Below are 21229 nucleotides of genomic sequence, written 5' to 3' on the forward strand. Positions count from 1 at the left end.
TTGCCCGATAGGCGAACAATCCGCCGCGATTGGCCATTCTTGCCGCAGGGCGATCGAACTGATTGCTGTTCGGATAGTCGGCAACACGCCGCTATCGCCCGCCGTCGCCGGTTTACGCTGCCGCCAGATATTTCGATCTGGGAGGCATCATGGTCGCTAAGCAGCTGCTGGGAATAGCGGCGTCGGTCCTGCTGGGCAGCGGCGCGCTCGCCGCACCTGTCGCCGCGCAGCCCACACCCGCCCCGCTCACCACGCCGCCGACCATTAGCGCCGGCCAGTGCAGCGCGCTAGCCGCTTACGCCACCAGCCGAGGCACCGAGAACGCGCTCAAAAAGGCGCTCGCCCAGCTGCCCGAGGCGCCGACCTCGATCATGCAGGCGCAGATCGTCGCCGCGCATGACGACGTGCCCGAGGTCTGCCAGGTCAACGGCATCGTCGCGCCCTCCATCAATTTCGAGCTGCGGATGCCGACCACGAAGTGGAACGGCCGCTTCATGCATTATGGCTGCGGCGGCGCCTGCGGGATCATCTATCGCCCGCAGCTCGAAGAGCCGCTGGCGCGCGGCTATGCGGTCGTCGCCAGCGACATGGGCCATACCGGCGCGCCCAATAACTGGACCTTCGATTACGGCAATGTCCAGGCGCTGATCGACTTCAGCTACCGCGCGACGCATGTCGTGACCCTGGCCGCAAAGGAGGTGGTAAAGGCCGCCTACGGCCTCCCCGCCAAATTCTCCTACATGTATGGCTGCTCGACCGGCGGACTGCAGGGTCAGATCGAGGCGCAGCGTTATCCGCACGATTTCGACGGCATCGTTTCGGGGTCGCCGGTCTATCTAACGGGGCCTAACTACAGCGAATATCTGGTCCGCGCGAACCTCGACGCCAACGGCAACGGCATCTTCGATCCTGACAAGTTGCCGATGCTGCGCAAGGCGGTGCTCGCCGAATGCGACGCCAAGGACGGGTTGAAGGACGGCGTCCTCCAGGATCCGCGTAAATGCGGCTTCGATCCCGCGACGCTGCTGTGCAAGGGCCGCGAGGCCAAGACCTGCCTCACCTCCGCCGAGGTTGCGGTGGTGCGCAAGATGTATGCGGGCCCGGTGACGGCGGACGGCAAGCCGGTCTTCTATGGCTGGGGCGGGATGCTGCCGGGGTCCGAATATGAATGGTATCCCTCTTTCATCGGCGACAAGGGCAAGCCGCACCCGCGCGCGATGGGCGCCGCCTATGATTATGGCAGCGGGATCTATCCGCTGACCGCGGCGACGCTCGCCACGCCCTATGGTCATGACGACGATTATACGGCGGCGCGCGGCACGATGGGCATCTATCCCGGCGGCACGCTCAACTGGCTGCGCTGGGCGGGCGATCCCGATCTGCGCCGTTTCCGTGATGCCGGTGGCAAGATCATCACCTGGCACGGCTGGGACGACAGCGAGGCCGCGCCCGGCGTGTCGACCGACTATCACGAGACGATGGCGCGCACCATGGGCGGCGAGGCCGAGGCGCAGAAATTCTCCCGGCTGTTCATGCTGCCGGGCGTCGCACACTGTCGGCGCGGCCCCGGCGGCGACTCCGTCGATTGGATCAGTGCGATCGAGGCCTGGGTGGAGCAGGGCAAGGCGCCCGATCAGGTGATCGCCCACCATCTCGTCAAGGAACAGAATTATCTCGGCCTGCCGCGGCCGCGCTATCCGCTCCCCGCGGGCAGCTATGATCGGACGCGACCGGTTTATCCTTATCCGCTAATCGCCCGCTACAAGGGCACGGGCGATGCCAACGACGCGGCCAACTGGCGGCCAGGCAGCATGACGGAATAACAGGCGATCAATAATCCTCCCCCACCAGGGGGAGGGGGACCGCCGCAGGCGGTGGAGGGGAGGACGGCGGGCGTTCACGGGATTTCGGAGGTGGCCGCCGACCTCGCCTCCGTCAGCCACGGCCTTGCCGACGCTGCCACCTCCCCTGGCGGGGGAGGATCGTTCTAAATCCTATTTCGCCGGTTCGGTCGCGCGGAAACTGGACGCGGCATTAACATCCCCGCCTTTGTAGCGAGCCACCTGCGGATAGGGGTAGAGGGGCCGGCTGAACGCGACATTGGCGGGATCCGGCGGCGCGGTCTGCGGCCAGAATGAGCTGACGCCCTCATATTTCTTGAGGCGGTAGGCGGTCAGGCTGGCCGGCGCCTTGCCCTGTTCGCGCCACGCCTCCATCACTTGGAGATCGTCCACCCCGTCGAGTACGTCGGCGCCGGTCAGACCGCCATGATCGCAATGCCCGACGCCGGGCAGCATGAACAACCGGAAGAAGTCCTGCGTCGGCTTGGGGCCGCCCATGGTGCGCGTCGCCATGGTGTAATAATCGACCGTGCCGTCCGGGATCACCGACGTATCGCCCCAGCCCTGCAGCATCAGGATCTTGCCGCCATGATCGCGGAAGCGGCGCAGATCGGGATTGGTCGCGCTGTGCATCGCCTGCTGCCAGTCGAGCCGCGCAACGTCGCGGTCGTAATCGAGCTGCGAAGGCTCGAAATCCGGCTCGGGATCGTGGAAGGCGGTGTAGCGCCAGAAATCGCGCATGAAGGCGTAATAGAAGCTCTCGCTGCCGTCGACGGTCAGATAGCGGCCGATCCAGTCCGCCTCCGATCCCGGCTGCAAGCCGCCGGCAATGATCTGACCCTTGCCATTCTGTGGCCCGCGATAGACCGCTTGCACTGCCGTCACTTCGCCGGGGGTGAGGCAGTTCCCGCCCGATTGTCCGGCGGCGCATTGCAGCGGCGCGAGATCGACATGGCAGGCCAGCGGATTCTGGATGACGCCATCCTTCAGTCCATCAAGGCCGTCGCACTGCTTCATTACCGCGCCCGCGAGCAACTTAATCTTGCTCGCATTGTTGGCATAGTCTGTGAACGCCTTGGACAGCGTCACCGAATAAAAGGTCAGCTGAACCGAATCGATCGGATTGCTGGCGGGGCAGAGCGCGACGACGCCATCATAATCGGTCGGATATTTCTGGACCTCCATCATCGCCTGACGGCCGCCGGTGGAATCGCCCCAGAAGTAAGCGTAGCGGATCGGCTTCTTGTAAAAATGCTCGGTGATCGCCCGCGCCGCGATGGTGGTGACGTGGGTCGCGCGGAAGAAGAAATCGACCTGTGCCGAAAGGTTGTTCGCCGCCCACAGCCCATCCTGGGAGTCGGCGCCGCGATGCCCCAGGTCGGTGCCGAACGTGACGTAGCCGCGCTCGAGCGGTGCTTTCCAACGCGGCAGCACGTCGTAGAAAAGCTCGGTATTGCCGCAAAGACCGCCGCAGCCGATGCCGAGGATGCGCTCGTTCCAGCCGGTCATCGGCAGCTTGAGATCGAACCCGACCTGCGGCGCGACATAGCCGGTGACGTGGCAATAGGCCTCGGTCTTGCCGTTCGCGGGCACCACCTTCGCCGTATAGAGCCGGGTCGGCGCCTCCTGGACATGGGTGAAGTCCGTCTTGACCAGCGCGGCGCATTCGCCGGGCTCGATCGGCACCGCGGTGAGCGGCGCTGCGGTGGCGGGCGCGGTCAGGACGGAGGTGGCGGCAAGCGTCAGGGCGCTCAGAGAGACCGCAGACAGCATCGGTAGCACCCTTGTCATGGCAGGTAAGTCGGGAAGAAGCGCCGCACCAGATCGAGCGCATCCTGATTGACGACCTCATTCTTACGGCTCTTCCGGCCGATGCCGCGCACGATCAGCCAATGGTCTGCCGGAGGTTGGGTCGCCAGCCAGGGCGGCGTCGCCTTGATCGCGACGCTGTAGATCATATCGGCGGGCACGAAGCCGGGCCGCGCGAGATCGGCGCGCTTGGCATAGACGGTGCGCGTCGATTCGAGCCCCTTCCACGCATTGCCGGCATCGCCCGGCGCCAGCGCAAAGGCGTTGGGGCCGGGTTCGGTCTCTATCAGCAAAAGGTTCGCCGAGGTTTCGGTCCAGCGCAGGTTGAGCGTCGAGGTGCGGCCGTGCTGGGTCTTGACGATGTTGCCGTCGTCCTGGACCGTCCAGTCGATCTCCTCGGGCTTCTCATCGACCAGCGGCGGCTGCGCAACGGGCGCTTGAGTGATGGGATTGCGGCGCAGCGGCTCGCCGGTGGCAAGATCGACGATCACCCCCGCCTCGCGGAAGCGGTAGCGGAAGGTGCGCGGGCCGGAGGTCTCGGCGGTATAGCCGCCGATGGTCAGCGACCGTGCTACCGGCACGACCGATGCACCCGGCGTCTGAAGGTAGATATCGCCGATGAACCACCACAGCACCTCTTCGCCCTCGGCACCGCATAGCATCCGACGATAGGAATCCAGGCCGCGTTCCGGCGTAAGCGGCGCCGCTTCGGCGGAACTCCAGGCGGGCAGCAGCAGCGATGCCGCCGCTCCGGAAGCGCCGACAAGCAACCGCCGGCGGTCCAGCGTCATCTCCATCAGTCTCTCCCCAATCATCCCGCGCCGGAGGGCGATGCATCCTCGTCCTCCTGCACCCGTCGTTGTCCCTCGGCCCCGGCGCGGCGTGCCGCCTCGACCTCGATCGTGATCGCGCGTAGCGTTCGCTCGACCAGCGCCTGTCGTTCGGCCGCGCGCGCCGCCGCCTCGTCTTCGGTGGCCTCGAACGTATCGACATCGGCGGCGGTGAAAAGGCCGTGCCGCGCCGCCAGCCGCTCGTGCGCGTCGAGCCGGTCGCGCAGCGTGGTCACCTCGCCGAGCAGCGCCAGCGTCACCCACCACAGCCGATCGATCGAGGGATCGTCGAAAAAGGTCGGCCGCTCGCCCTTGGGCACCCGCGCGCGCATCGGGTCATAGGTCTTGGGGTCGCTCACGGCTTCACGGCGGAGAGGACGAACCAGTTGGAAAGATCGGACTTGCCCTTCTCTAGCGGCACGAAGCCCGGTGCGGCATCGACGCCGTTGCCGACCGTCGTCTGGAACCCCATCCGCGCATCGACGAACCCCGCGTCGGCGGCGATCCCGGCGAGATCGGCGCCGGTCAGGCCGATCCAGAACGGTTCCTGATTATAGCGTCCCTCGCGCGCGCTCAGCACCTTCATCCACGGCGACATCAGCTCCTGCCGGAACGGCACTTCGAGATGCGCCATCACCCCGCCCGGCCGCAGCAGCCGATGGCATTCACGGAAGATCGCGCGCAACGCGCTGTGCGTCGTCTCGTGCAGCATGACGTGAGAGACGATGAGATCGAAATGGCCATCGGGGAAATCGGTGTGCTCGGCGTTCTGCTGGCCATAATGCACCCGCGCGCCGAGAGACTCGGTGCGCGCATGGGCGTAGCGGAGGCAGGGGGCGGCGGTGTCGATCGCGTGGACCTCGGCTTGCGGATAGGTCCGCGCCCACGGCACCGTCGACGCGCCGTTCTGGCAGCCGATGTCGAGGATGCGCTCCAGCTTCAGGTCCGGGAAGCGCTCGCGGATATGCGCGATCAGTGTATGGCCGCGCCGGTCGTGGATCTCGCCGCCCAGCGCATTGCCCATGTAGGTATGCGCGGCGCGATCCAGCACCGCGCCCTGCCGCACATCGTCGTCGCGCGTCTCGGTATGATAGCTGCCGGGAAAGCGGTGGTTGTCGGCCGCGCTCTGATAACGCGGCAGCGGCAGATCGGGATCGAGGGTCAGGCTGCCCTGCGCGCTCGCCGAAATGTCGCGGAAGCGATCGACCAGTTCGGGCAGCTGGCGATCGACGCTGTCCATGCAATAATGCCAGATCAGATCCTGCCAGGTCTGGCTGAAGACCTGCCACAGCCGATGCTCGTCGCGCGCCTCCATGCCCTTCACCACCGCGCGATCGGCCTCGCGCCCGGTCAGCCCTTTCGCCGCGACCGCGGGCGCGACGACCTGATCGCAGATCACCCGGTTGGCGTCGGACAGAAAGCCCATCGTGTAGCCGCGCAGCGTCGCGGCATAAGCCTGGCGTGAGGCCTCGTCGTGCGAGAGATCGGCGAGCATGGCGTGCGGCTTTGCGGACAATCGCTGTCTCCTTCGCTGCACCGATGCTAACGCCGCGCCGATACCGATCGGCATCTTCGCCCTATTTGGTCGATAAGCGGATAGATTGGCGGACGCCAGAGTTGCATCAACATACAAGCCGATGGAGACGACTTTGACCGACCGCTCACTCGAAAACCGCGTCACGATCGTCACCGGCGGCAGCCGCGGGCTCGGCAAGGTGATGGCCATGGCGCTGGTGCAGGCGGGCGGGCGCGTGCTGATCGTCGCCCGCTCCGCCGACGAGATTGCCGCAACCGTCGCCGAGGCCAAGGCGCTCGGGACCGGCGCGTGCGAGGGTTATGTCGGCGACGTGTCGCGCTGGGAGGATTGCGCCGCGGCGGTCGATCATACCGAAGGGCTGTTCGGCCCGGTGCAGGTGCTGATCAACAATGCGGCGCTCGGCTTCCCGGCCAAGCAGGCGAGCCTGCCGCTAGGGACGCCCTTCCCTTTCTGGACCTACCAGCCCGAAGACATCACAGCGATGGTTGGGGTGAACCTGCTCGGCCCGTTCGCGATGTTCCATGCCGTCGCGCCCAGAATGATCGCGGCGGGGTTTGGCCGGGTGATCGGCATCTCGACATCGCGGCCGACGATGCGCCGCCCCAACGCGGGCGCCTATGGCCCGATCAAGGCGGCGCTGGAGGCCAGCACGGCGATCTGGGCGCAGGAGCTGCAAGGCACCGGCGTCACCGCCAACATCCTGCTTCCCGGTGGCCCGACCGATACCGCGTTCGTACCCGGCGGCAATGTCGGTGCGCGGGCCAAGCCGTTCGTCGCGGGCAAAGAGCCGGTCGGTCAGGAAGGCACCAATATTGATCTGCTGCCCGCATCGATCATGGCGCCGCCGATCCTCTGGCTGGCGAGCGACCAATCGAACGGCGTGACAGGCCGTCGTTTCGTCGCACGCGACTGGGACGCCGATCTTGCTCCGAGTGACGCGGCCCGGCGCGCGATGCAGCCGCCTTCGGACATGCCAGTCATCATGTAGTCAGTCCGCGTGCGCATTTGACCGTCATGCGGATAATGCAGGCCGCGATGCTCGCCCGGACACCGTCGACTGCCGATAGGCCGCATCATCAAGCGAGGTATAGATGAGCCAGCACACCAGCCCGATCGATTGGGCGGATCCGTTCGCCCTGTCCGACCAACTCACCCAGGAGGAGACCCTGGTCCGGGAGACGGCCTATGCTTATGCGCAGGAGCAGCTCCTGCCGCGCGTGACCTCGGCCTATCTGGAAGAACGGTTCGACCGCGAGATCATGAGCGAGCTCGGCGAGCTGGGCATGCTCGGCGCGACCGTGCCTGAGGAATATGGCGGGGCGGGGCTCGGCTATGTCGCCTACGGCCTGATCGCCCGCGAGGTCGAGCGGGTCGATTCCGGCTACCGCTCGGCAATGTCGGTGCAGTCCAGCCTCGTGATGTATCCGATCCACGCTTATGGATCGGAGGAGCAGCGCAAGAAATATCTGCCCGGCCTGGCGCGCGGCGAGCTGATCGGCTGTTTCGGCCTGACCGAGCCCGGCGCCGGGTCCGATCCCGGCGGGATGATCACCCGCGCCCGCAAGATCGACGGCGGCTATCTGCTCGACGGTGCCAAGATGTGGATCACCAATTCCCCGATCGCCGATCTGGCGGTGGTCTGGGCGAAATCGGAAGCCCATGGTGGCGCGATCCGCGGCTTCATCGTCGAGCGCGGCGCGAAGGGTTTCTCGACCCCCAAGATCGAGGGTAAGCTGTCCCTGCGCGCCTCGGTCACCGGCGAGATCGTGCTCGACGGCGTTGAAATCGGCGAGGACGCGCTGCTGCCCAACGTCGAAGGGTTGAAGGGTCCGTTCGGCTGTCTCAACCGCGCGCGCTACGGCATCGGCTGGGGATCGATCGGCGCGGCGGAAGCCTGTTACGCGGCGGCGCGCAGCTATACGCTGGACCGCAAGCAATTCGGCCAGCCGCTCGCCTCGAAGCAAATCGTGCAATTGAAGCTTGCCGACATGATGACCGAGATCGGCCTCGGCCTGCAGGCGGCGCTCCGCGTCGGCCGGCAGATGGACGAGGGCGTGATCCAGCCGGATCTGATCTCGCTCATCAAGCGCAACAATTGCGGCAAGGCGCTGGCGATCGCCCGCGTCGCGCGCGACATGCACGGCGGCAACGGCATCTCGGCGGAATTCCACGTCATCCGCCACGCCGCCAATCTGGAAACGGTCAACACTTACGAGGGCACGCACGACATCCACGGCCTGATCCTGGGCCGCGCGATCACGGGTATTCCAGCCTTTTAAAGCGCCGGCCGATCATCGAGGAAGGCCACGAACCGCGCCAAGGTCTCGTCGCGGCCCGGGCCGCTCAGGCCGGGCGAGATATAGCGTTCGGCATGCGGCATCAGCGCGGCCAGTTCGTCGAAATAGGCCAGCAGCATGTCCTGGCGCGCGCAGGTAAACAGCGTCGGGACGGTGATCGCGCCGAACCGTTCCGGCATGTCATAGGCGATGGCGGCGTTGTAGCTGAGGTGGAAGGTGCGCGCCGCCTTGATCACCTCGACGAACTTGTCGTGCAGCGCGTCGGTGGTCGGCACGTCTGATCCACGCAGATGCTCGGCATCGCGCTTGTACCATGGCCAGAACAGGTAAGCGTCGCGCACGAAATTCCACGCCCAGAGCAGATGGCTCGCATCGGGCGCGATCGTCAGCGGCGGCGCGTGATGCGCAAGCATCTCGGCGCGCTGTTCGGGCGTGAAATTGGAGACGCCGTCGAGGATCAGATGGCGCACTCGCTCGGGCCAGGCCAGCGCAACCTCGGCGGCGATCGTCGCGCCGGTGTGGGTTCCGTAGAGATCGAACTTCTCAAGGCCGAGCGCGTCGATCGCCGCCATGTGCGCGCCGGCGAAATGCGCGATGTCGGGGTGCGCCTCCAGCGGCGGCGATGAGTCACCGTTGCCCAGCGTATCGAGCGCGAAGACCGCTCGGGTTCCGCCGAACGCGGCGATCAGCGGCTCCATCATCTTCGATGAACCGGGCGACGGGTGGAGGATGACGAGCGGCCGCGCCCCACCCGACCCGGCGGTGCGGTAATGAACCTGAACGCCGGGGGCGATGTCGGCGAAGCCGCGGCGGATCGTCATCGTTACGCGATTGCTGCCTGCGCCCGGCGATACGGCGCGAGGCAGAGGGTAAGCACCAGCACCGAGGCGATTGCCGCGCTGCCGCCAACGGTCGCGAGCGCCGCGCTGAGCCCGTGATCGCCGCCATAGACATGCTGGGTTACCAACGCGACCAGCGTCGCGCCGACGCCGATGCCGGCGAGGTTGAGCCAGAACAGATACACCGCCGAGACCTGGCCGCGCATCCGGTTGGGAGTGATCTCCTGAAACGCCGCCGCCGCACCGCCATAGGGCATCGCGCCCAGGAACAGGAACATGCCGTACAGCGCCAGCGATGCCTGGCCACTCAGCATCAACGGCGCCGCGATCGCGAACGGGCAAGCCGTCGCCGCCGCGATCACCCCGATCACCACATTCGAATCGGACCGCCCTTTGTCGCGCAGCCAGCCCGCGATCCAGCCACCGGTCAGCCCGCCGAGCGTGCCGCAGATCGCGATCACCGGGCCGTAGCCCCACGCGACATCGCTCGACGACCAGCCATAGGCGCGCTTCAGATGCTCGGGGATCCAGAAGGTGGTGCCGTTCCACATGACGCTTTGGAGACATAGGCCAAGGATCAGCAGGCCATAGGCGCTGAACTGCCCGCGCATGTGCGCCAGCACCGCGCCGAACGAGGGGATGCCGACCGTCGCACCCGCGCCCCGCCGCGCGGGCTCGCGCAGCGTTAGAACGACCAGCGCGATCAGCAGGCCGGGCAGACCGACGGCGACGAACACCTGTTGCCACGGCTCGAAATGCCCGAACGCGCCGTCCACCGGCGCCAGTTTGCCGAGCAGCACGCCGCCGAACAATGTGGCGATCGCCGGACCGAGATAGATCGCGCTCTGATAGACGGCGAGCGCGCGGACCAGCTTCTTCCCGCTGAACTTGTCGGCCAGCATCGAATAAGCGGCAGGCGACAGCGTCGATTCGCCGACGCCGACCGCGATCCGCGCCGCGAACATCGCCACAAACGTCGCCGCAAAGCCGCACAAGGCCGTCGCCAGGCTCCAGATCGCGATGCCGATCGCGACGATGACGGTGCGGCGGTAGCGATCGACCAGCCGACCGATCGGAATGCCCATGAAGGTATAGAAGATCGCAAAAGCCAGGCCGTGGAGCAGGCTGAGCTGGACATCGCTGATCTGGAGGCTGTCGCGGATCGGCTTGACCATCAGCGTCAGGATGGTGCGATCGATGTACGAAAAGGTATAGGCGAGGATGAGGATCGCCACGAACCAGATCGCGTAACGCCGGCTCTCGGTTTCGCCCATCCGTTGTTCCTTCATTCGAGCGCGCGCAATTCGGTCTTGAGCACCTTGCCGTTGGCGTTGCGCGGCAGCGCGTCAACCAGCGTCAATTCCTTCGGTATCTTGTACGCCGCGATCTTGTCGCGGCAGAAATCGGCGATATCGGCCTGCGTCAGAACCGCGCCCGCCCGCGCGACCGCGACGGTTCGCAGCCGCTCGCCCCAGGTCTCGTCGGGCACGCCGATCACCGCGACATCAGCGATGCCGGGATGCGCGAATAGCACCTCCTCGATCTCGCGCGGGTAGATGTTGACCCCGCCCGAGATGACCATGTCCTTCTTGCGGTCGACGATATAGAGAAACCCCTCCGCGTCGCGCCGCGCCATGTCGCCGACCGAGACCCAGCCGTCCTTGACCGCCTTCGCCGTCTCCTCGGGCCGGTTCCAGTAGCCGTTGAACAGCACCGGGCCGCGCGTCCACAATTCGCCTACCTCGTCCGGATCGCAGAGACTGCCGTCGTCGCGTCGCACTTCGGCCTCGCAATGCGGGAAGGTGGTGCCGACGCACTGCTGCTTGCGCAGCTGATCCTGGGGGCGGAGATTGCAGACGAGGCCCGTCTCGGTCGCGCCATAGAGTTCGTTGAGCACCGTCTCGCCGAAATATTCCATGATCCGGGGCTTAAGCGCCTGCGGCAGCGGTGCGGCATTGGCGAGGATGCTGCGCAGCGGTGGCCGTTCGTATTTCGCCAGCGTCTCCGGCGGCAGCGCGAAGATCATCTGGAAATGCGTCGGCACCATGAACAGCCCGGTGATGCCGCCGAACTTGAGGCGTTCGAGCACGGTCTCGGCATCGAACTTGTCGAGGATCTCGATCGATCCGCCCGCCGCCAGTACGCCGACCGGAAAGCCGAGCCCGCCGCCATGATTGAGCGGCGTCATCGCCAGGAAGCGATCGTCGGGGCCGAAGCAGCCGAACTCGGCGCCGCAGATCAGCCCGACCAGCATCCGCGAGCGGTGCGATAGCACGACGCCCTTGGGCTTGCCGGTCGTGCCCGAGGTGTAGGGGATCGTCCAGGCGTCGCACTCGTCGATGACGGGGACAACGGCGGGAGCTGGGGCTTCGGCGAGGAGCCGTTCATAAGCGTCGCCGAAGGATATGATCGTCAATCCCTCGATGCCGGTCTTCTCCACCAATTCGCGCGAAGGCGGATCGACTAACACCAGCCGCGCCCCGCAATCCTCCAGCACCTGCCGGGCCTCGACCGGCGCCAGCCGCGGGTTGATCGTCGCTACCGCCGCGCCGGCATCGGGCACGCCCGCGACCACTTCGATGAACTCGGGCCGATTGCGCGCCACGATCGCGACGACGTCGCCCTTCGTCACGCCCAGCGCAATCGCCGCGTCGCGCAGCCGCCCGGCCCGCTCGGCCAGCACGCCGAAGCTGGTCTCGCGACCGTCCATGACGACCGCCGCCTTGCTCGGATTCCGCCCCGCCGCCGCGCGGATCGCACCGCCGAAGGTCATCGAATGAAAGGTCGTCGGCGCGGTCACCGCATGGCTCATCGCGGGATCTTCTTGAAGATCTTCAGCGCATTGTCGCGCATCAGCTTCGCGTGGTTTTCGGGCTTCATCCCGAAGGCCGCGACTTCCTTCACCGCGCGTTCGGGATCGATCACCGGCCAGTCGGTGCCGAACAGCACCTTGTGGCTGCCATAGCTGTCGGCATAGCGGATATATTGCGGCGGCCAGTGCTTGGGGGCGTAAGCGTCCCCCGCGGTGTAGATATTGTCGTGCTTCCAGCACATCGAGATCATCTCGTCGGTCCACGGCACCCCGATATGAATGCCGATGATCGTCAGCTCGGGAAAATCGATCGCGACCTGATCGAGCAGGATCGGCCGCGCGACCGACGGCAGGCGACGCTCCTTGGAATAAACGAGATTGTGCCCGACCTGCATCATGATCGGAATGTCGAGCTCGCAGCACTTCGCATAATAAGGATAGATCTGCGCGGCGTCGGGCGCGGTGCCGAACCAGTGCGGATACCAGTGCGCGCCGACGAAGCCGAGTTCGTTCACGGCGAATTCCAGATCGCGCAGCCCCTGCATCCCGCGCGTCTGATCGACACCCGCGAGCGCCGAAAAACGATCGGGATGCTGCGCTACGATATCGGCGATGACCTGATACGGTATTTCCCATGATCCGCGCACACGCAGATCGCCCGCGCGCACCGCGATCAGCAGCGAACGCTCGATCCCGGCGCGGTCCATCTTCTTGAGATACTCGTCGATCGAGACACCGTCGAACATGTCGGCGGGCATCCGCACCTGGCGCTTGAAGTCATCGTCGAGGCCCGTCCAGCCATTCTGCACCGCCTCGGGCGTATAAATGTTGCAAACGATGTCGATAAAGCCGGCGGTCATTGTGCGTCCTGTTTTCGGTATGCTGCAGAATAAGAAAATTCTTCTTATCCGAACGCGCATCGGCGCGCCTGCTCGCACAACGGACAAAGGCACGGCAAGATGGCTCTGGCTGCGCCGGCAGCGGCATGAGGGCGGTCACGAATGACGAGCGGAGCACATGATGAGCTATTCGACCCTGACCTATGAGGTTTCCGACCGGATCGGCGTGATAACCTTCACGCAGCCGGAACGGCTCAACGCGATCAGCGAAGCGCGGTTGGCCGAATTGGAAGCGGTGCTCGATCGCGTCGAGGCGGACGAGGACATCGGCGCGCTCATCCTGACCGGCACCGGCAAGGCGTTCTGCGTCGGGCTCGATCTCGATCTGCTCGAACGCGCCTTCGGCGATATCACCTATTTCGAAGCGACCGTGCGCCGTCTGTCGATCATTATCGAGCGCATCGAGGCGCTGGAAATCCCCACCATCACGGCCGTCAACGGCTATGCCCGCGCGGGCGGGTTCGAAATCACCTTGGGCTGCGACTTCCTGATCATCGCCAATGAAGCGAAGATCGGTGACGCACATACCGATGCCGGCGTGCTCCCCGCCTGCGTCACGCTCCGTCTCAAGCGGCGCGTCGGCGATCAGCGCGCCAAGGAACTGATGCTGACCGCGCGCTGGTATTCCGGCGCCGAAGCGGTGGCGATCGGCCTCGCGCTGAAATCGGTGCCGCTGGCCAATCTGCTCGACGAGGCGCGTGCCTTTGCGGCCAGCATTGCAGACAAGCCCCGCGCGACGATCGCGGCGGTCAAGAAAGTCTTCATCGACGGCGCCGATCTGGGCGTGAAGGAAGGCACCGAACTCGAGCTCAAATCCTTCGTCCGCTACATGAGCACGGAGCCCTACGGCCGCGAGGGCTATCGGGCGTTCCGCGAGAAGCGCGCGCCGAGTTGGAAGCAGGCGGGCTGAGGACGCCGCACTCCCCCTCAGTTATCGGGGGCGAGATAGTCCAGAATGCGGGCGACAAACGTCTCGCGCTCCGCTGTCAATGCCTCGGCCAGCGCCGCGTCGGGGCGATGGCTATCGACCGATCCGGGCGCGATCGTCTGGCCTTCTATCAGGATCCGCTCCAGCACGGCCTGACGATCCCGCGCCGTCCATAATTCGCCCGCGACGTACATCAGCGCCTGGGTCAGCTTGTCGATCCGCGCGTCGAGCAGGCGTTCACGGTCGGAGGCGTCGACCGTCATGCCTTGCTCGCCTCGACCAGCCACGGGAAATTCTTCGGCGCGATGCCGCGTCCGGTGGCGTCGGCAAAGCCTTCCTCACGCGCGATCGCGGCCCAATCGAGCATCGCCGACTCCCGCCACCATGGCTCGCCACCATGCGTTGCCGAGCGATCGGCGCGCCACATCGTCATCTTGTCCTGCACCGCATAGGGGGTGATGTCGGCGATCAGCAGCGATCCACCCGGCCGCAGCACGCGGAGCGCCTCGCGATAGATGGCGCGGATCGCACTCTCGGGCATTTCGTGCAAAAAGCTGTACGCCGTGACGAGGTCGAAGCTGTCGTCGGCGAAGGCTAGCTTCTCGGCCGCCATCTGCTTGAGGGTCCATGCCCAGCCAGCCTCGTTCGCGACGCGCAGAGCCTGACGCAGCATCGGCGCGGCGAGATCGATGCCGGTGATATGCGCGTCGGGGAAGGTCTGCTGGAGCGCGACAGTGAAATGGCCCGAGCTGGTGCCGAGCTCCAGGATATCGCGATAATCCTGGCGGGGCAGCTCCTTGAGCACCGCGCGGCGCTGCGCAAACATGTCGCCGAGCGGGAAGACCTTTGCGACCATCAGCCGGTGGACGATCTCGCCATGGATATAGCCCTGCTGCTCGTGCCTGTCCCAGCCGCCGAGCGTCGAATGGAAATCCACGCCGTCGAAATAATCGGGCATGACGAGATCGGGATCGACGGTCAGCGTCGCGGGCCCCTTCGCCTCCAGCGCCTCCAGTTCGGGCAGCACGGCGGGTGCAATCTCGTTAAAGGCGTCGCGGGCGACACGGCCATGCTCTTTGCCGAGATATCCCTGCAACGCATCGGCGGCATGGAAGGCATCGGAGCCTGCGAGCTGGTCACAGAGAAAGGCGTCCCGCGCGTCGAGATCGTCGGGCAGATCGTCCGGGGCAATGCCCAGCGCATCGACCTGTTGGCGGACGGCGCCATGCAGTCGCCCAAGCCCGCGCGATGCCGAGACCATGAAATCGAGCCGCGATCGGCCGGACTGAAGAAGGGGTGCTTCGTTCATGCGATGGTTCCTTGCGATGGCATGGGCGCCAGACGATCTAATATGGGATCAGTTGTTGGGTTTGGGAGTGCCCGCGCCGCTGGTGGCCACGGTGGTCGATGCGGAGTCAGGCCCGCGAAGATAGCCGCCGCCCCAGTCGGTCATCGGCACATTTGCCGGCGCCTGCGGCACAATGGTCGGGGCGGGCTTGGCCGATCCGGCGCCACTCGTCGCAACGGTGGTTGAGGCGGAGTCAGGGCCGCGGACATAACCACCGCCCCAATCCGTCCAGGCGCCTGCGCTGGTTTGCGCGTTCCCGGGCACGGCCGCACCGGCCAGAACGAGCGCCGCCAATGTTGTGCATCGAATGACGTGCATCATCTTCGTCTCCGCTGCCGCCGTTATGTCATGGTCTAGAGCGATACTTCATTGGCTAGGGCGAAGCGTCATCCCCCGCCGCGTCTTATCCGACTGCCGATCACAGGTGTCACCCGAAAGCCGCTATCGAATACGGTTTTGCGACCGGCCCTGTCCGCGTGTCGGATACACCGATCGATTCGCATTGAGGTGCCGCGGCCCTACAAGAATACCTTCTAATACTAATAAGCAGGCTTTCTCCCAACCGGGTGGTATGAAATTACAACACGGCGAATTGGTGACCTATTAAAAACAAGCGTCAGAAAATGACGAATATAATGATAAGTTCAGGGATGCGTCACAGTAATATTGGCGCATGTTTTAGATAAATAATCTGCAATCATGCATCTTGATTATTAAAGGGGTATCTAAAATGAGACAAATGATAGCAGCTTCCTTGTCGTCGAGCGCGCTCACGGCGATCGTGCTTGCTTCGGCTCTTGGCGCCATAGCGGCGCCCGCCCATGCGCAAGCCGCCAACTCCAGCGATGGCACGAAGCTCGACGAGATCGTAGTCACGGCGCGCAAGCGGACGGAGTCGATCGATACCGTCCCGCTGGCGATCACCGCGATGACCTCGGCGAAGATCGAAGAGCGCAACCTCAAGTCGATCGAGGATGTCGCGTCGTTCAGCCCCGGCTTCTTTACGCAGCAATCGACCGGATCGGGCTTCGGACGCAATGATCGCTCGTTCCGCCAACTGACGTTCCGCGGCGTGGGCGCGATCAGCACCAACATCGGCATACGCGCCGGCGGTGTTGCATTCGTCGACGGCGCGCCGGTGCTAAATTCCTCTCTCGCCAACTTGCAGGATCTCGACCGTGTCGAGGTCCTGAAGGGGCCGCAGGCTGCCTATTTCGGCCGCTCGACATTCATCGGCGCAGTCAACTACATCACCAAGGATCCCACCGATCATTGGACCGGGCGTGCATCGGCCGAATATGGCGAGGGCAATCTGGTCGATACTTCGGGTGCGGTTTCCGGACCGCTGACCGATTGGGCGTCGTTCCGCGTCAGCGGACGCTATTATTCGAAGGATGGCCAATATCGGACCGCCAACGAACAGCGCCAGGTAGGCGGTCAATCGACCAAGTCCATCAGCGGCACGCTGCTGATGAAGCCTACCGACAACCTCAAGATACGGACGGCCGCCACCTACTTCGTCGATGCGGACCAGCCGCCGGCGCAGTACATCATCGGGGGCAGGAACTATAACCCGACGGCTGCCAACCCAAATCCGACGCCCGTGCTCGGAGGATCGAATTGCAACTTCGGCGGATCTCTCGGTGCGTATTACTGCGGTGTCGTTCCGCAGAAACCGGATCCCCGGCTGATTTCTGCGAACCTGACCGTGCCACCGGCACTTTACAATGGCGCGATTGCCAACGCCTCCAACATTCCTGAGCCTTTGAACGCCGCAAACTATATCAGCGACTATGGCCTGAAGCGCCATGCGCTCCAGCTGAGCAATCGCATCGATTACACATTTGATGCCGGCATGACTTTGACGGCGGTGACCGCCTATCACAAAGAAACCATCGTCACGCTGACCGACTTCAACAATCGGGGCGGCGTCGATCCGGTCACCGGGGCGACGATCAGCACGGTCGCCACTGTCTTCGGCTATACGGATCACGACTTCAGCCAAGAACTTCGGCTGGTGTCGAGCCAGAGCAGCCGGTTCCGCTGGGTCGTCGGCGGCAATTATCTCAGCATGTTCCAGCCCTCTAGCTACCTGATTGGATATAGCCCCCTGTTCGGCGGCGCTATCAATTTCGGAAACGCGCAGGTTGGATATGACAAGGCCAAAACGCCGTCGGCATTCGGCGGCCTGTATTTCGATATCATCCCGAAGCGGCTGACACTTTCGGTGGAAGGGCGCTATCAGTGGGATAAGGTCAGCGGTCATTATTTCCCGACCGGCGGCACCGCATATGTCGATCCCTCCAAGACGTTCAAGAGTTTCTCGCCACGCGTCTCATTGGACTACAAGCTGACTCCGACATCGACGATCTATGCGCTCTATTCTCGCGGGACTAAGCCTGGTGGGTTCAACGGGACCAGCATCCTCACTGCAAGCGCGTTCCAGCTTGCGCAGTTGATTGCGGCCGTGCCCACGGCAAGCGGCTCGATCGCGCAGGAAACGATCGACAACTACGAGGCGGGGATCAAGGGCAGCTTCCTGAACGGTCGCCTCCGCCTTGCGCTCGACGGCTATATCGGACGGTATAAGGGCGCTCAGGTGCCTGTAACCGTAACGATCCAGAAGAATCCGTCCCCCGATCTGACCCCGCTTACACTCTCTCCCGTCATCAATATCGGCAATGTCGATCTGAAGGGCGTGGAATTCGAAGCGGAAGCGATCGTACTGCCGGGGCTCCGGCTCGGCGGCACGTTCGCCTACACAGATACCAAGATCACACAATATGCCTGTGCCGAATGCTCCAACATCTATGCTCAGCCGGCTCCCATTCCGCAGGGGGCTTCGATTTTGCCGGGCAGCGTCAATTATACGGTGCCTATCGGCAAGCGGCTGCCGGGCGCTCCGAAGTTTACCTACACGTTGTCAGCGAACTATGAACATAGAATTAATAGCGGTGTGACTGGCTACATCGGCGGCGATTACATCTATCGCGGTAACTATTTCGCCGATGCAGCCAATGTTGCCAGCTCTGGCGCCTCCAAGATTTTCAACGCGCGGCTTGGTATCCGCAAGGGGGATTACAGTCTGGAACTGTTCGCGAGAAACTTGTTCAACAATCAATCGCCGAACATCACTTATAGCAGCTCGGGACCGAGCCTTGCGTCGGGCAACTATCTGGTAGTTGCGTTGCCGGATTTGCGGCGCATCGGAGTTCGCGTGTCGGCTGCCTTCTAGGCCGATCGCGGCACCGTCCCGCGAGGGCTTGGAGCCGATAACAGAAAGAAAAGGGCCGGTCAGCGGTGACCGGCCCTTTTTTGTTGTACAATCCGTGACGACCGTTGGTCATGGGTGAAGAGCAACGGCGCCAGGCGTTATCCCGTCACCCGCAGCAGCAGTGCGTCGCCTTGGCCGAAGCCGCCGCAGATCGCCGCCGCGCCCTCCCCGCCACCGCGCCGCCGCAGGCTCTGGACGAGGCTCATCGTGACGCGGCCGCCGCTGGCGCCGAGCGGGTGGCCGATCGCGACCGCGCCGCCGCGCTGGTTGGTGCGCGCCTCCAGCGCCTGCGCGCGGGCGCGGTCCTTGCCGGTCAGGCGGTAGAGGCTGACCAGCGGCGTCGCCGCGAACGCCTCGTTGATTTCGATCGCGTCGAGGTCTTCGGGCGCCAGCGCGTTGCGGCCGAGCAGCTTCGCCAGCCCGATCGCCGGGGTGTAGCTGCCCGATGTCGGCCCCGAGGCGACCTGGACGTAATCGACGATCTCGGCGAGCGGCGTCAGCCCCAGCGCCGCGCACGCCGCGCCCGAGGCGAGCGCCAGGAACGCCGCGCCGTCGCTGAGGCCGGGCGCGTTGCCGGCGGTGATCGTCGGCGTGCCGTACACCGTCTTGAGCCGTTCGAGCGCGGCGAGGCTGGCGTCGCGGCGCGGCGCCTCGTCGGCCTCCAGGCCGGCGACGGCGATGCGCTCCTCGTCGAAGCCGCCGCGATCCGCTTCCGCGAAATAGAGCTGGTGGCTGCGCAGCGCCCAGGCGTCCTGCGCCGCGCGGGTCACGCCGTGCTCGATCGCCTCGTCGCTGGTATATTGCGAGATGCTGCGGTCGAGCAGCGGTGTCCGCAGCAAGAGCGGATCGTCGAGCTGGCGGTTGCCCGGCCGGGTGCCGGCGCGGCGGGGCATCAGATAGGGGGTGTTGCTCAGCCCCTCGAACCCCCCGGCGATGATCAGCTCCGCCTCGCCCAGCCGGATATCCTTGAAGGCGAGGCCGAGCGCGGTCATCCCGGAGCAGCAGGCGCGATCGACCGCAAGCGATGGTGTCGTCACCGGTAGCACCGTCGTCATCAGCATCTGCCGCGTATAGGTCAGCGCCGCGCCGCCCATCATGCCGATGCCGGCGTAGAGCGCATCGACCGTCGCCTCGGGCCGCCCGACGCGGCGCACAACCTCATCCACGACCAAAGTGCCGAGGTCGCGCGGCTCGATCGCGGCGAGCGCGCCCTGGTACTTGCCGAACGGGGTCCGCGCGAAGGCGACGATATGGCAGGAGCGGTCAGCGGGCATCGGCGAGCATATCGTGCTTGAGGGCGTTTTTGTCGACCTTGCCGTTGGCGGTGCGCGGCAGGGCGGGCCGCAGTTCGATCGTCTTTGGGGTCTTGTAGCCCAGCTCGGCCTTGGCGCGCGCGCGTAATGCCTCGACCGTGACGCCGTCGCCCGCCACCACCGCGATCAATTTCTCCCCCCAATCGGCGTCGGGCAGTCCGAACACCGCCGCCTCGCTGACGCCCGGCACCGAGCAGAACCAAGCCTCGACCTCGGCCGGGTAGATGTTGAAGCCGCCGCTGATCACCAGATCTTTGGCACGACCGACCAGCCGGATCCGCCCGTCCGGATCGCGCACGGCGAGATCGCCCGAATAGAGCCAGCCTTCGCGCAGCACCGCTGCCGTCGCCTCCGGCATCTCCCAATAGCCGAGCATCACCTGCCCCGCGCGGATGGTCAGCTCGCCGGTTTCGCCATCCGGCACCGGCCGCCCGGCCTCGTCGCGCATCACCACCTCGACAAAGCTGTACGGCCGGCCGATCGTGTTCGCGCCGGCGTTGGTGTGGTCGGCCTCGGACTGGAAGCAGACCGTCATCATCGCCTCGGTCAGCCCGTAATTCTGCACCAGGATCGGGCCGAAATACTCGAGCGCGGCGCCGAGCGTGTTGGGCGGGATCGCCTCCGCGCCGTAGATCACGCGGCGCAGGCTGGAGAGATCGCGGCCGTGGCGGCCCTCGTCCGCGACGATGCGGGTCAGCACGGTCGGCACGCAGGAAAACACCGTTGCGCGGGTGCGCTCGATCGCGTCGAACAGGTCGGCGGGGGTGCGCATATCGACCAGGATGTTCTCCGCCCCCCGGATCAGATTGGGCGTGATATAGGCCCCGCTGGCGTGGGTCAGCGGGCCGATATGGATGAACTTGTCGTCGCCGCGCATGTCGCGGTCGACCAGCATGTTGGTGGTGACCGCCGCCCAATTGGCGTGACTCATCATCACGCCCTTGGGCGCGCCGGTGGTGCCCGAGGTGAAGTTGAGCGAGCACAAAGCTTCGGGCGCAACCTCGGGCAGATCGATATCGGGGGCTGCAGCAAGCAGCGCCGGCCAGTCTTCGCCATCGACCGCGCAGAGCCACGGGCCGTGCAGCTCGGACACCCGCGCCGCCGTCTCGCTGTCGTAGAAGAGCGCGGCGGGGCGCGCCGCGGCGACGATCCGCGCCACCTCGCCGCCGGTGTAGAGCCGGTTGACCGGCACCCGCACCAGCCCCGCGCGCTCGCAGGCGAGCTGCAGCACGACGAACTGGGTGCAATTGCGCATGAAGAACAGGATGCGCTCCCCCGGCGGATAGCTGGCGGCCAGCGCGCGCGCGAGGCGATCGGCCTGGGCGTCGAGCTCGGCGGCGCTGTACGAACCGCCCGCGTCGGTCAGCACAATCCGCTCGCCATGCCGGCGCAGCGCCTGCGCGATGATCCGTCCCAGCACCCAACACTCCTTTCAGCCGGTTTTCCGTGCCGCCGCGCAGGACGACGGAAACAGCGGCGCCCGCCGGTTATCCGCCAGCCGG

General features: G+C 65.3%; 18 protein-coding genes. 5 read left to right on the forward strand and 13 right to left on the reverse strand.

Annotated elements, in window-relative coordinates:
* Positions 1-149 precede the first annotated feature (149 nt).
* Complete coding sequence (locus FHS31_RS10655; protein WP_167073387.1) at positions 150-1823, forward strand: tannase/feruloyl esterase family alpha/beta hydrolase; 1674 nt, start codon at positions 150-152, stop codon at positions 1821-1823.
* 171 nt (positions 1824-1994) lie between these two features.
* On the opposite strand, the gene FHS31_RS10660 is transcribed toward FHS31_RS10655, so the two are convergent.
* From FHS31_RS10660 to FHS31_RS10675, 4 genes are read right to left on the reverse strand one after another with little or no spacing between them, the layout of a single operon-like run.
* Entirely contained in the window at positions 1995-3614 is a 1620-nt protein-coding gene (locus FHS31_RS10660; protein WP_167073388.1) for a tannase/feruloyl esterase family alpha/beta hydrolase, read from the reverse strand.
* Between the two features lie 14 nt (positions 3615-3628).
* Positions 3629-4447 (reverse strand): hypothetical protein, encoded by an 819-nt coding sequence (locus tag FHS31_RS10665; RefSeq protein ID WP_167073389.1) that lies wholly within the window; start codon positions 4445-4447, stop codon positions 3629-3631.
* A 14-nt stretch (positions 4448-4461) separates the two neighbouring features.
* On the reverse strand, positions 4462-4839 hold the full coding sequence (locus tag FHS31_RS10670) for a hypothetical protein (protein ID WP_167073390.1): 378 nt from the start codon (positions 4837-4839) through the stop codon (positions 4462-4464).
* Positions 4836-5996: a class I SAM-dependent methyltransferase gene (locus FHS31_RS10675; RefSeq protein WP_167073391.1), complete on the reverse strand. Its 1161-nt coding sequence runs from the start codon at positions 5994-5996 to the stop codon at positions 4836-4838. The genes FHS31_RS10670 and FHS31_RS10675 overlap by 4 nt, the downstream gene beginning before the upstream one ends.
* Before the next feature lie 133 nt (positions 5997-6129).
* Here FHS31_RS10675 and FHS31_RS10680 point away from each other — a divergent pair, with 133 nt between their 5' ends.
* The gene (locus FHS31_RS10680; protein ID WP_167073392.1) at positions 6130-7005 is read left to right on the forward strand and encodes an SDR family NAD(P)-dependent oxidoreductase; all 876 of its coding nucleotides are present in this window, start codon (positions 6130-6132) and stop codon (positions 7003-7005) included.
* 103 nt (positions 7006-7108) lie between these two features.
* Positions 7109-8296: an acyl-CoA dehydrogenase gene (locus FHS31_RS10685; protein WP_167073393.1), complete on the forward strand. Its 1188-nt coding sequence runs from the start codon at positions 7109-7111 to the stop codon at positions 8294-8296.
* On the opposite strand, the gene FHS31_RS10690 is transcribed toward FHS31_RS10685, so the two are convergent.
* From FHS31_RS10690 to FHS31_RS10705, 4 genes are read right to left on the reverse strand one after another with little or no spacing between them, the layout of a single operon-like run.
* On the reverse strand, positions 8293-9135 hold the full coding sequence (locus FHS31_RS10690) for an alpha/beta fold hydrolase (protein ID WP_167073394.1): 843 nt from the start codon (positions 9133-9135) through the stop codon (positions 8293-8295). The genes FHS31_RS10685 and FHS31_RS10690 overlap by 4 nt on opposite strands.
* A gap of 2 nt (positions 9136-9137) precedes the next feature.
* Complete coding sequence (locus tag FHS31_RS10695; protein WP_167073395.1) at positions 9138-10427, reverse strand: MFS transporter; 1290 nt, start codon at positions 10425-10427, stop codon at positions 9138-9140.
* Between the two features lie 11 nt (positions 10428-10438).
* Positions 10439-11965: a class I adenylate-forming enzyme family protein gene (locus tag FHS31_RS10700; protein WP_167073396.1), complete on the reverse strand. Its 1527-nt coding sequence runs from the start codon at positions 11963-11965 to the stop codon at positions 10439-10441.
* Positions 11962-12825 (reverse strand): amidohydrolase family protein, encoded by an 864-nt coding sequence (locus tag FHS31_RS10705; protein ID WP_167073397.1) that lies wholly within the window; start codon positions 12823-12825, stop codon positions 11962-11964. The genes FHS31_RS10700 and FHS31_RS10705 overlap by 4 nt, the downstream gene beginning before the upstream one ends.
* Before the next feature lie 160 nt (positions 12826-12985).
* On the opposite strand from FHS31_RS10705, the gene FHS31_RS10710 reads away from it, so the two are divergent.
* Positions 12986-13774 carry an enoyl-CoA hydratase/isomerase family protein gene (locus tag FHS31_RS10710; protein WP_167073398.1) on the forward strand — a complete coding sequence of 263 codons (789 nt, stop codon included), beginning with the start codon at positions 12986-12988 and terminating at the stop codon, positions 13772-13774.
* 17 nt (positions 13775-13791) lie between these two features.
* On the opposite strand, the gene FHS31_RS10715 is transcribed toward FHS31_RS10710, so the two are convergent.
* From FHS31_RS10715 to FHS31_RS10725, 3 genes are read right to left on the reverse strand one after another with little or no spacing between them, the layout of a single operon-like run.
* A complete protein-coding gene (locus FHS31_RS10715) occupies positions 13792-14055 on the reverse strand; it encodes a hypothetical protein (RefSeq protein ID WP_167073399.1) in 264 nt (87 codons plus the stop codon).
* The gene (locus FHS31_RS10720) at positions 14052-15101 is read right to left on the reverse strand and encodes a class I SAM-dependent methyltransferase (RefSeq protein WP_167073400.1); all 1050 of its coding nucleotides are present in this window, start codon (positions 15099-15101) and stop codon (positions 14052-14054) included. Before FHS31_RS10720 ends, FHS31_RS10715 begins: the two co-directional genes overlap by 4 nt.
* 48 nt (positions 15102-15149) lie before the next feature.
* The gene (locus FHS31_RS10725) at positions 15150-15461 is read right to left on the reverse strand and encodes a hypothetical protein (RefSeq protein ID WP_167073401.1); all 312 of its coding nucleotides are present in this window, start codon (positions 15459-15461) and stop codon (positions 15150-15152) included.
* Between the two features lie 409 nt (positions 15462-15870).
* Here FHS31_RS10725 and FHS31_RS10730 point away from each other — a divergent pair, with 409 nt between their 5' ends.
* Positions 15871-18375: a TonB-dependent receptor gene (locus FHS31_RS10730; RefSeq protein ID WP_167073402.1), complete on the forward strand. Its 2505-nt coding sequence runs from the start codon at positions 15871-15873 to the stop codon at positions 18373-18375.
* Positions 18376-18512: 137 nt separating this feature from the next.
* Here FHS31_RS10730 and FHS31_RS10735 read toward each other — a convergent pair whose 3' ends face one another.
* Complete coding sequence (locus FHS31_RS10735) at positions 18513-19688, reverse strand: thiolase family protein (RefSeq protein ID WP_167073403.1); 1176 nt, start codon at positions 19686-19688, stop codon at positions 18513-18515.
* On the reverse strand, positions 19678-21147 hold the full coding sequence (locus tag FHS31_RS10740; protein WP_167073404.1) for an AMP-binding protein: 1470 nt from the start codon (positions 21145-21147) through the stop codon (positions 19678-19680). The genes FHS31_RS10735 and FHS31_RS10740 overlap by 11 nt, the downstream gene beginning before the upstream one ends.
* Between the last annotated feature and the right edge of the window lie 82 nt (positions 21148-21229).

Source organism: Sphingomonas vulcanisoli (genome assembly GCF_011761305.1).
Lineage (GTDB): Bacteria > Pseudomonadota > Alphaproteobacteria > Sphingomonadales > Sphingomonadaceae > Sphingomonas_I > Sphingomonas_I vulcanisoli.

Excerpts from the sequence above, each read along its gene's own strand:
- FHS31_RS10655 (WP_167073387.1), top strand. The coding sequence starts at position 150 with ATGGTCGCTAAGCAGCTGCTGGGAATAGCGGCGTCGGTCCTGCTGGGC.
- FHS31_RS10660 (WP_167073388.1), bottom strand. The coding sequence starts at position 3,614 with ATGCTGTCTGCGGTCTCTCTGAGCGCCCTGACGCTTGCCGCCACCTCC.
- FHS31_RS10665 (WP_167073389.1), bottom strand. The coding sequence starts at position 4,447 with ATGGAGATGACGCTGGACCGCCGGCGGTTGCTTGTCGGCGCTTCCGGA.
- FHS31_RS10685 (WP_167073393.1), top strand. The coding sequence starts at position 7,109 with ATGAGCCAGCACACCAGCCCGATCGATTGGGCGGATCCGTTCGCCCTG.
- FHS31_RS10690 (WP_167073394.1), bottom strand. The coding sequence starts at position 9,135 with ATGACGATCCGCCGCGGCTTCGCCGACATCGCCCCCGGCGTTCAGGTT.
- FHS31_RS10695 (WP_167073395.1), bottom strand. The coding sequence starts at position 10,427 with ATGGGCGAAACCGAGAGCCGGCGTTACGCGATCTGGTTCGTGGCGATC.
- FHS31_RS10700 (WP_167073396.1), bottom strand. The coding sequence starts at position 11,965 with ATGAGCCATGCGGTGACCGCGCCGACGACCTTTCATTCGATGACCTTC.
- FHS31_RS10705 (WP_167073397.1), bottom strand. The coding sequence starts at position 12,825 with ATGACCGCCGGCTTTATCGACATCGTTTGCAACATTTATACGCCCGAG.
- FHS31_RS10710 (WP_167073398.1), top strand. The coding sequence starts at position 12,986 with ATGAGCTATTCGACCCTGACCTATGAGGTTTCCGACCGGATCGGCGTG.
- FHS31_RS10715 (WP_167073399.1), bottom strand. The coding sequence starts at position 14,055 with ATGACGGTCGACGCCTCCGACCGTGAACGCCTGCTCGACGCGCGGATC.
- FHS31_RS10720 (WP_167073400.1), bottom strand. The coding sequence starts at position 15,101 with ATGAACGAAGCACCCCTTCTTCAGTCCGGCCGATCGCGGCTCGATTTC.
- FHS31_RS10725 (WP_167073401.1), bottom strand. The coding sequence starts at position 15,461 with ATGATGCACGTCATTCGATGCACAACATTGGCGGCGCTCGTTCTGGCC.
- FHS31_RS10730 (WP_167073402.1), top strand. The coding sequence starts at position 15,871 with ATGAGACAAATGATAGCAGCTTCCTTGTCGTCGAGCGCGCTCACGGCG.
- FHS31_RS10735 (WP_167073403.1), bottom strand. The coding sequence starts at position 19,688 with ATGCCCGCTGACCGCTCCTGCCATATCGTCGCCTTCGCGCGGACCCCG.